This is a genomic window from Rhizobium sp. 10PS4 (genome assembly GCF_032464805.1).
Classification (GTDB): domain Bacteria; phylum Pseudomonadota; class Alphaproteobacteria; order Rhizobiales; family Rhizobiaceae; genus Rhizobium; species Rhizobium laguerreae.
Genome location: NZ_JAWDIW010000005.1, coordinates 374,280 through 388,750, shown reverse-complemented (window position 1 = coordinate 388,750; position 14,471 = coordinate 374,280). Strand labels below are relative to the sequence as shown.

The window sequence follows — 14,471 nt, the reverse complement described above, 5'->3', positions numbered from 1 at the left end:
ATGAAAAACGGCTTGGAAGATGTCATTGCTGCCGAAACGCAGCTTTCGGATGTCGATGGCGAAGCGGGGCGACTGATCATCCGCGGCGTATCGTTGGATCACCTGGTTGCAAACGGCACCTATGAAGGCGTCGCCGCCCTATTGCTCGATGGGCTGATGGAAAAAAGCTTCGACGAAGCGGAATTGCGCGACTGGTTGGCGCAGGCGCGAACAAGGATTTTCGGCCATATCAAGGCCGCCGATGCCGCCCTGCTCGCTTTGCCTCCTGTTGATGCGATGCGGGCGTTGATCGCCCGCCTGCCCGACGGCGAGGATTTCGATACCGCTCTCAACCTTCTAGCGGCGCCCGCCGTCTTCCTGCCGGCGATCCTTCGCAAGCAACGCGGCAAAAGACCGATCGCGCCGGACGCCTCGCTGCCGCAGGCGGCCGATATCCTGCGCATGCTGACCGGAAAATTGCCGACCAGGGAGCAGACAGCGGCACTCGACACCTATCTCGTGACGATATCAGACCATGGCCTCAATGCCTCGACCTTCGCATCGCGCGTCATCGCCTCGACGCAGGCCGGCCTCACGTCGTCCGTGCTTGCCGCACTGAGCGCGCTGAAAGGGCCGCTGCATGGCGGCGCGCCCGGTCCCGTGCTCGACATGCTGGATGCGATCGGAACGGCGGAGAATGCTCACCCGTGGCTCGAGGAAGCACTCGACCGCGGCGAAAGGCTGATGGGTTTCGGCCACCGTATCTATCGCGTCCGCGATCCGCGCGCCGATGCGCTGAAGGGAGCGCTGAAGCCGCTGATATCAACCGGACAGGTAAACAGCGCCCGCGGCGCTCTGGCGGAAGCCGTGGAGACTGCTGCATTGGCAATCCTGAAGGCACGCAAGCCGAACCGGCCGCTCGAAGTCAATGTCGAATTTTATACCGCGCTGTTGCTCGAAACCCTCGGCTTTCCCCGCGAGGCCTTCACCGGCGTGTTCGCGGTCGGCCGCACCGTCGGATGGCTGGCGCATGCGCGCGAACAGGCGCTCGACGGCCGGCTGATCCGGCCACGCTCGGTCTATATCGGGCCGCTGCCGGCCGCTGCGTGAAGGTTGAATTCGGCGGCAGCATGTCCTGCCGCCGATTCTCAACCGCCGACGAAAGCGGCCAGCTTGCCGAGCGTCGAGCGGCACCCTTCCTCATTGTCTTCGAGGCGGATCCCGGGCGGAATATTGTCGCAGACCATCGTCACATCGGTGCCTCCATCCACAGGCGACAACATCGTGCTGACGGTCATCTCGCCGGAAAAAACCTCGTCCTCGGAATCGAAGACCGTTGCCCAGACGATTCGTTCATCCGGCACGAGCTTGGCAAAGCGGCCTTCGAACCTGTCTGTCTTGTCGGAGGTCTTGCCCGGCTGCGATGTCTCGTCGTCGGGATAGACGAGCGACATGCTGAAGGCGCCGCCTTCCCTACCCTCGAAGGCATGGACGATGCCCTTCATCGTATCGGGCGGAAGCCAGGTGGCGACCGCATCTGCATCGAGGAAGGCGCCGTAGATGCGCTCGCGCGGCGCTGCGATGAAGCGTGAGACGGTCGTGCTGCGTGAAGGGGTCATGCCGGCAAGTTAGCGCAGGCATGGATGTTATCCAGATCGCGCCTCAAACAACGCGATCTGGTTTGCATGCATCAGACGAGGCGGCTCTGTTCCGTCGCCGCTTCTATGAAGCTGGCAAACAGCGGATGCGGGTCGAGCGGCCGGCTCTTCAGTTCCGGGTGGTACTGTACGCCGATGAACCAGGGATGATCGGGATATTCGATCGTCTCCGGCAGCACACCATCAGGCGACATGCCGGAGAAGACGAGGCCGCAGTTTTCGAGCCGGTCCTTGTAGTCGATATTGACCTCGTAGCGGTGGCGGTGACGCTCGGAAATATCGGTGGAACCGTAGATATCCGAGATCTTCGTGCCCTTCTTCAGCGCCGCCTTGTAGGCGCCGAGGCGCATCGTGCCGCCGAGATCCCCGGCTGCCGTGCGCTTCTGCAACTCGTTGCCCTTGACCCATTCGGTCATCAGGCCGACCACCGGCTCTTTCGTCGGGCCGAATTCGGTCGAGGAGGCACCGGACACGTCGGCGAGATTGCGCGCCGCCTCGATGACCGCCATCTGCATGCCGAAGCAGATGCCGAAATACGGCACCTTGCGCTCGCGGGCAAAGCGGGCAGCGTGGATCTTGCCTTCAGAACCGCGCTCGCCGAAGCCGCCCGGCACGAGGATACCGTGCACCTTTTCGAGATAGGGCGCCGGATCTTCTTTTTCGAAGACCTCGGACTCGATCCATTCAAGGTTGACCTTGACGCGATTGGCGATGCCGCCGTGATGCAGCGCCTCGATCAGCGACTTATACGCATCCTTGAGGCCGGTATATTTGCCGACGATCGCGATCGTCACCTCGCCCTCCGGCGTGCGGATGCGGTTGCAGACCTCTTCCCACGGGTCGAGCCGCGGCTTCGGCGCCGGCTCGATACCGAAGGCCGCGAGCACTTCGTCGTCGAGGCCTTCCTTGTGGTAGGCTATCGGTACATCGTAGATGTTGGCGACGTCGAGCGCCTGGATGACGGCAGACGGGCGAACGTTGCAGAACAACGAGAGCTTGCGGCGTTCGGCTTCCGGAATTTCGCGGTCAGCCCGCACCAGCAGGATATCGGGATGAATGCCGAGCGCCTGCAGTTCCTTCACCGAATGCTGCGTCGGCTTGGTCTTGAGCTCGCCGGCCGCCGGGATATAGGGCATCAGCGTCAGGTGAACGTAGACGGCGGTGCCGCGCGGCAGGTCGTTGCCGAGTTGGCGGATCGCCTCCATGAACGGCATCGCTTCGATGTCGCCAACCGTGCCGCCGATCTCGCAGATGACGAAGTCGTAGTCGTCATTGCCCTCGATGACGAAATCCTTGATCTCGTTGGTGACGTGCGGGATGACCTGCACCGTCGCGCCGAGATAGTCGCCGCGCCGTTCTTTGTCGATGATGTTCTTGTAGATGCGGCCGGTGGTGATGTTGTCGGTCTTGGTCGCCGAACGCCCCGTGAAGCGTTCGTAGTGACCGAGATCGAGATCGGTTTCCGCGCCGTCGTCGGTGACGAACACCTCGCCATGCTGGGTCGGGCTCATCGTGCCCGGATCCACGTTCAGATAAGGGTCGAGCTTGCGAAGCCGAACCCGATATCCACGGGCCTGCAGCAACGCTCCGAGAGCCGCGGCCGCAATTCCTTTTCCGAGAGAGGAAACCACGCCGCCAGTGATGAATACGTATCGCGCCATGGGATTCACCGGATACCTTTTCAAAAACGATTCCACCAGCCCAAAAATTCTTTTCCAGAACTTTCGATGCGTGGCGCAGGAATCTGAACAAAAGAAAACCGGCAGACCCGAGGGCCTGCCGGCGGTTTATGTCGAAGACCTGTTTACTGTCCCGTCGGGACGCCGGAGGGCTGAGCCGGTGCCGGCGCGGCCGGAGCTGCGGGCGTTGCCGGAGCGGTCGTTGAAGGCGCGGTGGCCGCCGGGGCCTGAGTGCCAGTTGCCGGCGCCCCAGTTGCTGGCGCCTGAGCGGCGGGAGCCTGCGGTGCGGGTGCTGCCGCGCCGCTGCTCGGAACGCCGTTGCCGGCCGGCGGGGTTGCCGGAGCCTGTGCGCCGCCGAGCGAATCGAGAATGCCGTTGCCCTGGCCGCCTGTTGCCGGAATGCGATCAAGAATATCGCTCGGACGGCCCTCGTAACGCGTCAGGATGCCGAGGCCGAGCGAGGTCAGGAAAAACAGGGTCGCAAGGATCGCGGTCGTGCGCGTCAGCGCATTGGCCGTGCCGCGGGCCGACATGAAGCCGGAACCGCCGCCGATGCCGAGGCCGCCGCCTTCCGAGCGCTGGATGAGCACGACGCCGACAAGGGCGAGCACGATCATGAGATGGATGACAATCAATACGGTCTGCATGGGTCCAGTCCTGCCCGCCTGGAGACGGACAAAGTTAAGAATTCTGGCGGCTCTTTACATGAGGCTTTCATCTATTCCAAGCCCTTCAGCCAGGAATAAACTCGGGAATAAACCCAGGAATAAAAAATGCCTCAGGCGAGCAGCGCCTCATAGGCCCGGTAGATGGCGAGGAAGTCGGCCGCTTTCAAGCTCGCTCCGCCGATCAGCGCGCCGTCGACATTGGCAATGCCCATCAGCTCATGGGCATTGGCCGGCTTGACCGAGCCGCCATAGAGAAGACGCATCTTCCGGCCTTCGTCGCCGAAGCGGGCCGCAAGCTCTGCCCGCATGAAGGCATGCGCCTTTTCGACATCACCTGATGTCGGCGTCACGCCGGTGCCGATCGCCCAGATCGGCTCATAGGCGATGACGGTGCTCTCGGCGGTGGCGCCGTCCGGAACCGAGGCGGAAAGCTGGCGCTTGATGACGTCGAGCGCCTGGCCTGTCCGGCGTTCATCCGCGGTCTCGCCGATACAGATGATCGCAGTCAGCCCTGCGGCGAAGGCGGCCTCCGCCTTGGCGCGCACCAGATGATCCGTTTCGGCATGGTCGGTGCGTCGCTCGGAATGGCCGACGATGACGTAGGTGCCGAAACAATCGGCAATCATCTCGGCCGAGATGTCGCCGGTATGCGCACCGGAGGGGTTCTGATGGCAGTCCTGAGCGCCGATCGCCAGCGGGCTGTCGGTGCACAGCGCCGTCGCCACATAGAGCAGCGTCGCCGGCGGGCAAATCAGCGCTTCGACCTTGTCTGCCAGCGGCGGGCGAACACCCTCGGCGATCGTCTTGATCTGATCCAGGGAGGCACGCATGCCATTCATTTTCCAATTTCCCGCCACAAGCGGGCGCACGTCAGGGGTCATGCCGGCCTTCCACAATCTGCTTATGCCTTGGGCAATATCAAAAGCTTGCAGCAAAGAAAAGCATCATGCCCTTGACGTAAGGGGAATCTCTGCGATCTCGCGCATATTTCTGCCGAAAATCGTCCGCTAAGCAGCCAGAATCCAGTTCAACACCTTACGCCAGTCGATCATCCGGATCGGCGTCCCGTGATTGCCGGTCTGAAACAGCGTGAAACGCGCCGGATACTTTGCATTGTGCAGGCTTTCGAACAGCGCCTGCTGGTTAGCGGCGGCATAGACCGGGTCGCGGCTGCCATGGGCGAACCACAGCGGCAGCTTCGCCTTGTAGAAGGCGCTTCTGGTGAAATCGGGATCGCTGACCCCGCTCATAACAAGCATGCCCTTCAGACGCTTGACGCTGTCGCTGTCGCGCGCAACGCCCCAGCAAACTTGGCTGCCCATCGAGGCGCAGGAAAGGATGACCGGCCGGCCGGGCGATTGCGCGCTGGCATAGCGGATGAGGCCGCTGATCGCCGCAACGCCGCTGCTGTCGAAGTTCCTGACCGTCGGCGAATAATAAACGCCGCCATTGCCGGCGACGAGGTTCTTGAGGCGATTGAAATTGCCGCCGAAGCTGTAGTCGTTGGCCCCGAGCCGCCGGTCGCCATCGCGCCCATGGATGAAAATCACCGTGAAAGCGGCATTTCCGGCCGGTCCCACCCTGGTGACATCGAGCTTGATGCCGTCGAGAGACAGCGTCTCGTCCGCTTGCGCCTTGCGGATGCCGAGTGCCACATATTTCTGCTGCACCCGCTTTTGCGGGATCTGGTCGCGGCCGTTGATGTCACGCATCTCGTCATAGTCGATGACCTCGAAGGCGCCGCCGTCGCCTGTCTGCAGCACGCTCTGCTTGGAAAACAGATCGTCCTTGAAAGGCGGCAAAGCGTTGGCCGCCTCTGCCGGACCAACAGCGGACAGGATGGCCGCGGACAAGAAAAACGCCGCAATTGCGGTGATGATGGTGCAATGACTTGTGGACATTCGCATTCGGATGGTTCCTGAAGCCGGCCGCCGCTTGCCATTCCGCGCCCGGCAACGCAAATCATTTAGGAAAAGGCCGCCAAGTCCGGCGGTGTCGCGTATAGGTGTGCTTTCTGGCAAAATCTGCCTGATTCGCAAACGTGGCATGAAATGCGGTGATTTTGGGTCGGCGGCGGATGCCCGCCCAAGCCAGACCTAAGACAGGATGAAGATCTGAACGGCTCCATGGACGATAGCAACGACCTTTTTTCCGGAATGCCCCTCTCTGAAAAACGCGAGGAGGCGAAGAAGCCTGCGGCGCCCGCCGAACGGCCGCCGGTGACGGCTGCGCCCGCCGCAGCGGCAGCACCCTCTGCTGCCGGAGCCTCCGCACGCCCGGCGCCCGCCGCCTCGAACTCCGATGATTACGGCGCCTCGTCGATCCGCGTCCTCGAAGGCCTTGAGCCGGTGCGCATGCGCCCGGGCATGTATATCGGCGGCACCGATGAAAAGGCGCTGCACCACCTGTTTGCCGAAGTCATCGACAATGCGATGGACGAGGCGGTCGCCGGGCACGCCAATTTCATCGAGGTCTATCTCGACCTCGAGGGTTATCTCACCGTCTCCGACAACGGCCGCGGCATCCCGGTCGAGAACCATCCGCAAGTGCCGGGCAAGTCGACGCTCGAAGTCATCATGACCAAGCTGCATGCCGGCGGCAAATTCGACGGCAAGGCCTATGAGACCTCGGGCGGCCTGCACGGCGTCGGCGTTTCGGTCGTCAACGCGCTCTCCGACGACCTCGAGGTCGAGGTGGCGCGAAACCGCAAGCTCTACCGCCAGCGCTTCTCCCGCGGCCTGCCGCAGGGCGGGCTCGAAGAGTTGGGCGACGTTCACAATCGCCGCGGCACCCGCGTGCGCTTCCATCCGGACCCCCAGATATTTGGGGATCACATGAAGTTCGATGCCGCCCGCGTCTTTCGCATGGCGCGATCCAAGGCCTATCTGTTCGGCGGCGTCGAAATCCGCTGGAGCTGTGAGGCGGGCGTGCTGCCCGAAGGCTCCGAGGTCCCTGACAAGGCCGTCTTCCACTTCCCCGGCGGCCTGAAAGACTATCTCCAGGCGACGATGGGCAAGGAGTTCACCGTCACCCGCGAGATCTTTGCCGGCAAGACCGAGAAGACCAGCGGCCACGGCTCGATGGAATGGGCGATCACCTGGTATGGCGGCGATCCGCAGGTGCATTCCTATTGCAACACCATCCCCACGCCCGAAGGCGGTACGCATGAGGCCGGCCTTCGCATCGCGCTGACCAAGGGCCTGAAGGCCTATGCCGAGCTGACGCAGAACAAGCGCGCCGCGCAGATCACCACCGACGACGTGATGATTTCGGCTGTCGGCATGCTGTCGGTCTTCATCCGCGAGCCGGAATTCGTCGGCCAGACCAAGGACAGGCTTGCGACAGTCGAGGCGCAGCGCATCGTCGAGAACGCGCTCCGCGATCCCTTCGACCATTACCTTGCGGACAATCCGAACGAGTCGGCCAAGCTGCTCGACTGGGTGATCGAGCGCGCCGAGGAGCGTTTGCGCCGCCGCAAGGAAAAGGAAGTCAACCGCAAGAGCGCGGTGCGCAAATTGCGCCTGCCCGGCAAGCTCGCCGATTGCTCGCAGAACACTGCCGAGGGCGCCGAACTCTTCATCGTCGAGGGCGATTCGGCAGGCGGCTCGGCCAAGCAGGCGCGCAACCGCGCCAACCAGGCAATTCTGCCGTTGCGCGGCAAGATCCTCAACGTTGCCAGCGCCGGGCGCGAAAAACTCGGCGCCAACCAGCAGCTCGCCGATCTCGTCCAGGCGCTCGGCTGCGGCACGCGCTCGAAATACCGCGACGAAGACCTGCGCTACGAGCGCATCATCGTCATGACCGATGCCGACGTCGACGGCGCCCACATCGCCTCGCTGCTCATCACCTTCTTCTATCAGGAAATGCCGGAGCTGGTGCGCGGCGGCCACCTCTTCCTCGCCGTGCCGCCGCTTTACAAAATCACCCAAGGGTCGAAATCCGCCTATGCCCGCGACGACAATCATCGCGCCGAGCTGATGCAGACGGAGTTCAAGGGTAAGGCCAAGGTCGAGATCAGCCGCTTCAAAGGTCTCGGCGAAATGATGCCCGCCCAGCTCAAGGAAACCACGATGGATCCGTCCAAGCGCACCCTGCTCAAGGTGCTGATCGACGAGGTGGATTTCGAAGGCACCCGCGCCGCCGTCGACGACCTGATGGGCACCAAACCGGAAGCCCGCTTCCGCTTCATCCAGGATCGCGCAGCCTTCGCCGAAAACCTCGATATCTAGAATATACCATCGAGCGCGCCGATCGGTCGGATAGACACGGGTTCGGCGCGCCGCATTTTAGCATTCACGATCGATTTCACGGAACTGACGAAGAACCGTAACAACTCCGTCAAACAACCGGCGCATGAAGCGGTCGGCGTGCCTCCCAAGGGAGCAGCATTTGCGCCGGTCGAACCGTTTTCAACCCTTGCCGGATATTTGTCATGACCAAGCGTTTTCTCGCGGCTGCCGCTTTCGTTCTCCTGTCCAGCACAGTCACCGCCAGCACCACAGTTATTGGAGCCACCGATATCGGCGCCATCTTCGAGACCGCCTGCCCCTTCGGCGATTGCGCCGCCGGCATCTCGCTCTCTTATCTCGGTGAATTCGTCATCCCCACCGGCCACATGGAAAACGGCATCGAATTCGGCGGCATTTCCGGCCTCGATTTCGATGCCGCCACCGGCCACTATCTCGCCATCAGCGACGACCGCTCGGAAAGAGGCCCTGCCCGTTTCTATGAACTCGACGTCGATCTCGACGCGTCGGGCCTCAAGGGCGTTTCGATCGTCAAGCAGGTGACCCTGAAGGACAAGAACGGCGAGCCCTTTGCTGCCCGGACCGTCGATCCGGAATCGATCCGCCTCGGCAAGGACGGCATCTATTGGGGCAGCGAAGGCGACGGCAAGGCGCTGCTGGCACCCTTCGTCCGCGTCGCGTCGCCGGACGGTTCCTTCGTCCGCGAATTCAAGCTGCCGGAGGGTTTTGCGCCGACCGCGGACAAGTCGACCGGCATCCGCGACAACCTCGCCTTCGAGGATCTCGCGGTCGCACCCTCCGGCGATGTTTTCGTCGGTGTCGAAGCCGCCCTCTATCAGGATGGTCCGAAATCCTCGCTGACGTCGGGCAGCCTGTCGCGCATCGTCCGCTACGACGGCGCCACCGGAAAGCCGAAGGCTGAGTACGTCTACCCTGTCTCGCCGATTCCGCAGGCCGCCACCAAGCCCGACGGCGGCAATGACAACGGCATGTCCGAGATTCTCGCCCTCGACGATCACCGCCTGCTCGCCGTCGAACGCAGTTATGCCCAGGGCTTCGGCAACAACATCAAGATTATGATGATCGATCTCGCCGACGCCACCGATGTATCCACCATCGCGTCCCTCGCCCAAAACGACCAGCGCGTCGTCCCCGTCCGCAAAAGCCAGGTCCTCGATTTGAGAGCGATCGGCCTCGTTCCCGACAATATAGAGGCGATGTCGCTCGGCAGGGCCAAGGATGGCGCCGAGGTCCTCATTCTCGGCTCCGACAATAATTTCTCGACCAGCCAGAAGACACAATTCTATGCCTTCAATATCCTCAGCCGCCCACAGCAGTAAGACGTCCGGATCTGAGGGTCGAATAGGCACGCTTTGTATACGCTTTCACGGTGCCCACCTTGAAACCGTCGGGATCATGGCCCATAACCAGAGTACAAGAAAAAGAAGAGGCGCGCGTGGGTGTGTTCGACCGTCAGAAAAGCAATCATGAACCGCGATGGCTCGGATCGTCGGCACAGACGCGTACGCCGCTGATTCCCTCCATTTCGGCGGCGCGCTGGCTGCTGGTCCTGGTCGTCGCTGCCGGCGTCTATTTCTTCTACGGCTTCCTCGTGCCGGTGCTCGCAGCCCTCGTCATCGGCTTTGCCAGCTGGCCGCTCTACCGCAAGCTTCTTGCCCGCGTCGGCGGCAATACGACGATCGCCGCGACCATCGCCATCATCCTGATCGTCACCTTCCTGGTCATCCCGATTGGGCTTGCGGTCACCTATACGACGGGCGAAGTGCGCACCTGGGTCGCTTGGGCAATCCACGCCAACCGCGCCGGCGCCCCGACACCCGACTGGATCGTCGCGCTGCCTTGGGCCGGCGCCTATCTCGATGAAGTCTGGACAAAATATATCGGCAGTCCCGGCGCACTCGGCGACGTTATCCAGGCGGTCAGCGGCGCCAATATCGGCAACATATACCGCGCCGTGCTGGCGGCAGGCGGCGGCGCCTTCCACCTGCTGCTGACGCTGCTCTTCATGCTGATCGCGCTGTTCTTCGTCTATCGCGACGGTTTCTCCTTCTCCAAGCAGATCGACATGCTGGGCGAGCGCATCCTGCCGAACCGCTGGGAGCGCATTTCCCGCGTCGTGCCGGCGACGATCAGCTCCACCGTCATGGGCATGACGCTGATCGCGATCGGCGAAGGCATCGTGCTCGGCCTTGCCTACTGGATTGCCGGCGTACCCTCGCCGGTGACGCTCGGTGTGCTGACCGGCGTGATGGCGCTGATACCGGGCGGTGCGCCGCTCTCCTTCACGCTGGTCTCCATCTATCTGCTGGCGAGCGGCTCGCATGTCGCCGGCATCAGTCTCTTCGTCTGGGGGACTGTCGAGCTCTTCATCGTCGACAAGACGCTACGGCCGAAACTCGTTGGCGGTCCGATCAAGCTGCCCTTCCTGCCGACCTTCTTCGGCCTCGTCGGCGGCGTCAAGACGATGGGTTTCCTCGGCCTCTTCATCGGCCCGGTGCTGATGGCGCTGATCGTTGCCATTTGGCGCGAATGGATCCACGAGGCCCGCAACGCCGACAAGAGCGAAACCGGACCGCAGATCATCATCGACGAACAGGCCCCGCCGCCGGTCCCCGGCTCGCCGAAAACCATGCCGCGCGTCGCCGAAGGCTGAACATGCCCTGAAGAGACCGGCTACCCCAGCCGCTTTTCCATGAACAGGCTGAGCGGGTCCGCCAGATAGCTGCCGAAAGGCTCGATGTCCCGATATCCATATTTGCGGTAGAGAGCGATCGCCTCGGGCTGGTAGATGCCGGTTTCGAGCCGGATCGCCGTCAGACCCTTTTCTCCGGCGATCGCTTCGAGCGCATTCATCAGACTGCTGGCGATCCTCAGGCCCCTCGCCTCGGGATCGACGAACATGCGCTTGATCTCCGCCGTGCCGTCCCCGGCCTCTACCAGCGCGCAGCAGCCCACGATCGCATCGCCATTGCGCGCGACCAGGAAGCTCACCGAAGGTTTCTCCAGCATGGAAAGGTCGACCAGATGGTTGCTCTCCGCAGGATAGAGCGATTGCGCATAGGCATCGGAAAGATCGAGAAGCCGGATGACGCCCTCCTGACGCGGCGGCTCCAGGGCAATGGTGATGGACATGCTGCTCCCTCTGCTGGCGCGGGGCACAATTTTCCCCCGATATGACGAAGACTTAATGCCGTTGCCTTCATTCGGTTGGAATTGCGCCCTCTAAGACGATGAAGTGCTCAATAATCAAGGAAGCAGAATATGCAAGCGGTGCTGATCGCGATGACCATTCTCGGCTGCGACGATTCCATCAGCCAGTGCAATTATGTCGCGACCGTCGATAAACGCTGGGGAACTGTTGCCGCCTGCGATGCCGAAGCCGAACGAAGGCTGAAGACTTATGTGAACGTCAACTATCCCTCGGTGATCGCGGTGTGCGAGGCGCCGAAAACGATCGCAGCCGCCGAGCCACCGAAAGCGGCGCCAGTGCCTGCCGCTGCGCCCGAGGTCGTTGTGGCCGCGCCCGACGAACCCACAGGAAGGATCGCCGGTTTTGCTGAAGGCATCGCCGGGCAGGTCCGCGCCCATCTGCCCTCGGGCAGGAGCGTCAAGGACACGCTGACCAAACCGGTGCACTTCGTCTCCGCCAGCTATTCCTGGGTGGTGACGCGGCTAGCTGATTAGGCGGCCGCAAGCGCCGCGTAGACGCGGGCCGATTGTCGCTGCTCGTTGACGTGCAGCTTTTCCACCATGTCGAGCAACTCGCCGATCGCGCCATGCGCGTCGTGATGGCGGAATTTTTCGAGAAGACGGCCGCAGACATTGCCGAGCACGCTGGCCGGCGCTTTTCTGGCGGCGTCGCGCCACAGCATCGTCGCTTCGACAAAGATCACGCTGATGTCCCTCGGCAGGCCGGCGGATTCATAGAGCGCGCGCACGGCATGCATGCGCCCGGTTGCCAGGATCGAGCGCACGCGGCGCTCGCTGCACGCGGTCAGATCGACGATCGCGCCGGCGAAAAAATCCACCTTGCCGGCACAGAGCGCATGCATGAGGAAGGACGGCGTCAGCCGGCCGTTGAGGCGCAGATGCTGGACGAGATCGGGTATTTCGCGCGCTGCGATATCGCCGGCGATCGAGACGATGGCAGCCTCGGTCGCCTCGCGGCTGATGCGCTGAAGCCGCTGCAGGCCGATGGCCGCCTGCGCCAGCGGCAGGCCGACCAACGCATTGCTGACATGCTGGGTCAGCAATTGGCGGGCATCGGCGGGAAGATCGCTGCGGTCGAGAAGCAGGTTGCGAATATCGCAGCAGTCGCCGAGCCGTTCGGCGATGCGTTTCAAAGATAGGCTGGAGATCACCGCGCCGTCATTCTCCAGCAGGCAGAGCAGTTCTTCCTCGTCACCGACCTCCGCAAGAGCGGCGGAAACCGGGCGTGTCACATGCGCTCTGGCGGCGATCAGCATGCGGGTGGCGCCGTTGCCGCGCGCGGCAAGGTCGACGAGATCGGCGTCGCTCAAAAGCGGCGAGCAGGTCACCGCGTGGCAGGCGACCTCGGGCTGGTCTTCGGCAAGAGAAAGGATAAGGTTGCGCGGCGCATCGGGCGACCAGGCGATCGCCTCGGCAAGCGCAAGCCGCACGCGCGGCGACGGATCGTCGAGAAGAAAAGTCATCGCCATTTCGGCAGCCGCCCGCTCATCCGCGGACATTTCGGACTGCAGATAGGCGCGCCCGAGGGCGTTTGCAGCCCGGGCCCGGTCACCGGTCTTGGCCGTTTCGATCCAACGAAGGAAAGCTTCTACGATCACGCGACGCCCCAGCATTTGAACGCGATTCCCTCGCGCTCCATTCAATGCTGCGACCGTAGTGGCAAAAGGTTTAAGATTGGTTCACCATGTTTCTTAAGCCTTTGGACGCCTTGCCGTTCGGCTCAGCCTTGCTGCGTCTTCGGCCGGATCATCTCGAAAACATCGCTGCCTTCGCTGTAATCCATGTAGCCCATGCGGGCCAAAGGTCGGGCGATCGACATGTCGAGGCGGCCGTCCCTGACGATCGCTTCATCGATATGGATGCCGACCACTTCGCCGAAGACGAGGACGTTTTCGGACGGTTCGCCCGACAGCGTCTTCGGCTCGATGATCTCGGTCACCCTGCATTCGAGCACCGCGAAAGCCTCGCCGACATAGGGCGCGTCGATCAGTTCGGCCGGCTTCGCCGTCAGACCGGCGAAGTCGAATTCGCTGTCGCCGTAGGGCAGCGCCGCCGAGGAGAGGTTCATCTTCTCGGCGAGATCGCGGCTGACGAAATTGCAGGTGAAGGCGCCGGTCTCGGCCGCGTTGCGCTGGCTGTGCTTGCGCCCGGCCGAAGAAAACATCACCAGCTTCGGCCGGTCGGCAACGGCATTGAAGAAGGAATAGGGCGCCAGATTGATCGAACCATCCCTGCCCTTGCTGCCGATCCAGCCGATCGGACGCGGCGATACGATCGCCTTGAACGGATCATGCGCGAGCCCGTGCCGATTGCTGTCGGTGGTGTAGAACATCAGTCTTCTCCGCCGACCCAGGTCACGGTATCGGCAAGCTCCGGCCGCGGCCGCTCGATCGCCGGAAATGTCGTCGAGCCGATATGGATGAAGCCCGCCACCTTTTCATCTGGCCCAACGCCGAGCAGCGGATAGGCGCGCTCATCATAGGCGAACCACTCCGTCAGCCAGTTGGCGACATAACCGTTGGCGTTGGCGGCGAGGATGACGTTGAAGCAAAGCGCGCCTGCCGACATCATCTGCTCCCATTCCGGGATCTTGATATGCGGCCCCGCCTTGCTGACGACGGCGACGACCACGGGCGCACGGGTGAAACGGCTGCGCTCGACCTGGATCATCTCTTCGGAGAGATCGGGCTTTGTCTGAAGTGCCAGCGTCAGAAGTTCCTCGCCGAGACGCACGCGCTGCTCTCCGCGATAGACGATGAAACGCCAGGGCGCGATCTTGCCGTGATCGGGAACACGCGAGGCAAGACGCAGGATCTCCTCGATCTCGGCCTTTTCGGGGCCTGGTTCGCACATCTGAAAAGCGGGGATGGAGCGGCGCACGGCGAGGTAGTCGATCAGCTTGATATCGGATTTCATACGGGAGAAGCTCTCATTTTTATGCTGCTGCAAAGGGTGGGTCTTGAATTTGCCATCGCGTTGGTCTTGAAGTGACCTTTGCGATTTCAGAAG

Annotated in this window: 14 protein-coding genes; 5 read left to right on the top strand and 9 right to left on the bottom strand. The window is 62.6% G+C overall.

The annotated features are described in order from the left end of the window. Positions 1-1,089 carry a citrate synthase/methylcitrate synthase gene (locus RWJ89_RS12270; RefSeq protein ID WP_168256219.1) on the top strand — a complete coding sequence of 363 codons (1,089 nt, stop codon included), beginning with the start codon at positions 1-3 and terminating at the stop codon, positions 1,087-1,089. Between the two features lie 38 nt (positions 1,090-1,127). Here RWJ89_RS12270 and RWJ89_RS12265 read toward each other — a convergent pair whose 3' ends face one another. From RWJ89_RS12265 to RWJ89_RS12245, 5 genes are all read right to left on the bottom strand, one after another. Further along, the gene (locus RWJ89_RS12265) at positions 1,128-1,598 is read right to left on the bottom strand and encodes an SRPBCC family protein (protein WP_131665323.1); all 471 of its coding nucleotides are present in this window, start codon (positions 1,596-1,598) and stop codon (positions 1,128-1,130) included. 71 nt (positions 1,599-1,669) lie between these two features. Beyond that, positions 1,670-3,298, bottom strand: coding sequence for a CTP synthase (locus RWJ89_RS12260; RefSeq protein WP_012757532.1), 1,629 nt, complete (start codon positions 3,296-3,298; stop codon positions 1,670-1,672). A gap of 143 nt (positions 3,299-3,441) precedes the next feature. Further along, positions 3,442-3,963 carry a preprotein translocase subunit SecG gene (secG, locus tag RWJ89_RS12255; protein WP_062944292.1) on the bottom strand — a complete coding sequence of 174 codons (522 nt, stop codon included), beginning with the start codon at positions 3,961-3,963 and terminating at the stop codon, positions 3,442-3,444. 131 nt (positions 3,964-4,094) lie between these two features. Continuing rightward, positions 4,095-4,865, bottom strand: coding sequence for a triose-phosphate isomerase (tpiA, locus tag RWJ89_RS12250; protein ID WP_132609359.1), 771 nt, complete (start codon positions 4,863-4,865; stop codon positions 4,095-4,097). 126 nt (positions 4,866-4,991) lie between these two features. Beyond that, complete coding sequence (locus RWJ89_RS12245) at positions 4,992-5,891, bottom strand: phospholipase (RefSeq protein ID WP_077978205.1); 900 nt, start codon at positions 5,889-5,891, stop codon at positions 4,992-4,994. Positions 5,892-6,110: 219 nt separating this feature from the next. Here RWJ89_RS12245 and parE point away from each other — a divergent pair, with 219 nt between their 5' ends. From parE to RWJ89_RS12230, 3 genes are all read left to right on the top strand, one after another. Beyond that, positions 6,111-8,213 carry a DNA topoisomerase IV subunit B gene (parE, locus tag RWJ89_RS12240; RefSeq protein WP_316030954.1) on the top strand — a complete coding sequence of 701 codons (2,103 nt, stop codon included), beginning with the start codon at positions 6,111-6,113 and terminating at the stop codon, positions 8,211-8,213. A gap of 203 nt (positions 8,214-8,416) precedes the next feature. Then, a complete protein-coding gene (locus RWJ89_RS12235; protein WP_221960374.1) occupies positions 8,417-9,571 on the top strand; it encodes an esterase-like activity of phytase family protein in 1,155 nt (384 codons plus the stop codon). Between the two features lie 116 nt (positions 9,572-9,687). Next, complete coding sequence (locus RWJ89_RS12230) at positions 9,688-10,905, top strand: AI-2E family transporter (protein ID WP_316030953.1); 1,218 nt, start codon at positions 9,688-9,690, stop codon at positions 10,903-10,905. A gap of 20 nt (positions 10,906-10,925) precedes the next feature. Here RWJ89_RS12230 and RWJ89_RS12225 read toward each other — a convergent pair whose 3' ends face one another. Then, entirely contained in the window at positions 10,926-11,384 is a 459-nt protein-coding gene (locus RWJ89_RS12225; protein ID WP_221960376.1) for a GNAT family N-acetyltransferase, read from the bottom strand. A 129-nt stretch (positions 11,385-11,513) separates the two neighbouring features. Here RWJ89_RS12225 and RWJ89_RS12220 point away from each other — a divergent pair, with 129 nt between their 5' ends. Further along, positions 11,514-11,936, top strand: a complete 423-nt coding sequence (locus RWJ89_RS12220) for a hypothetical protein (RefSeq protein WP_077978210.1) — start codon at positions 11,514-11,516, stop codon at positions 11,934-11,936. Here the strand turns inward: RWJ89_RS12220 and RWJ89_RS12215 are convergent. The 3 genes from RWJ89_RS12215 to RWJ89_RS12205 form a co-directional block, all read right to left on the bottom strand. Next, a complete protein-coding gene (locus tag RWJ89_RS12215) occupies positions 11,933-13,075 on the bottom strand; it encodes a DUF2336 domain-containing protein (protein ID WP_029874170.1) in 1,143 nt (380 codons plus the stop codon). The genes RWJ89_RS12220 and RWJ89_RS12215 overlap by 4 nt on opposite strands. 107 nt (positions 13,076-13,182) lie before the next feature. Beyond that, positions 13,183-13,794, bottom strand: a complete 612-nt coding sequence (locus RWJ89_RS12210) for a flavin reductase family protein (protein ID WP_131665315.1) — start codon at positions 13,792-13,794, stop codon at positions 13,183-13,185. Then, a complete protein-coding gene (locus tag RWJ89_RS12205; protein WP_131665314.1) occupies positions 13,794-14,378 on the bottom strand; it encodes a nitroreductase family protein in 585 nt (194 codons plus the stop codon). The genes RWJ89_RS12210 and RWJ89_RS12205 overlap by 1 nt, the downstream gene beginning before the upstream one ends. Between the last annotated feature and the right edge of the window lie 93 nt (positions 14,379-14,471).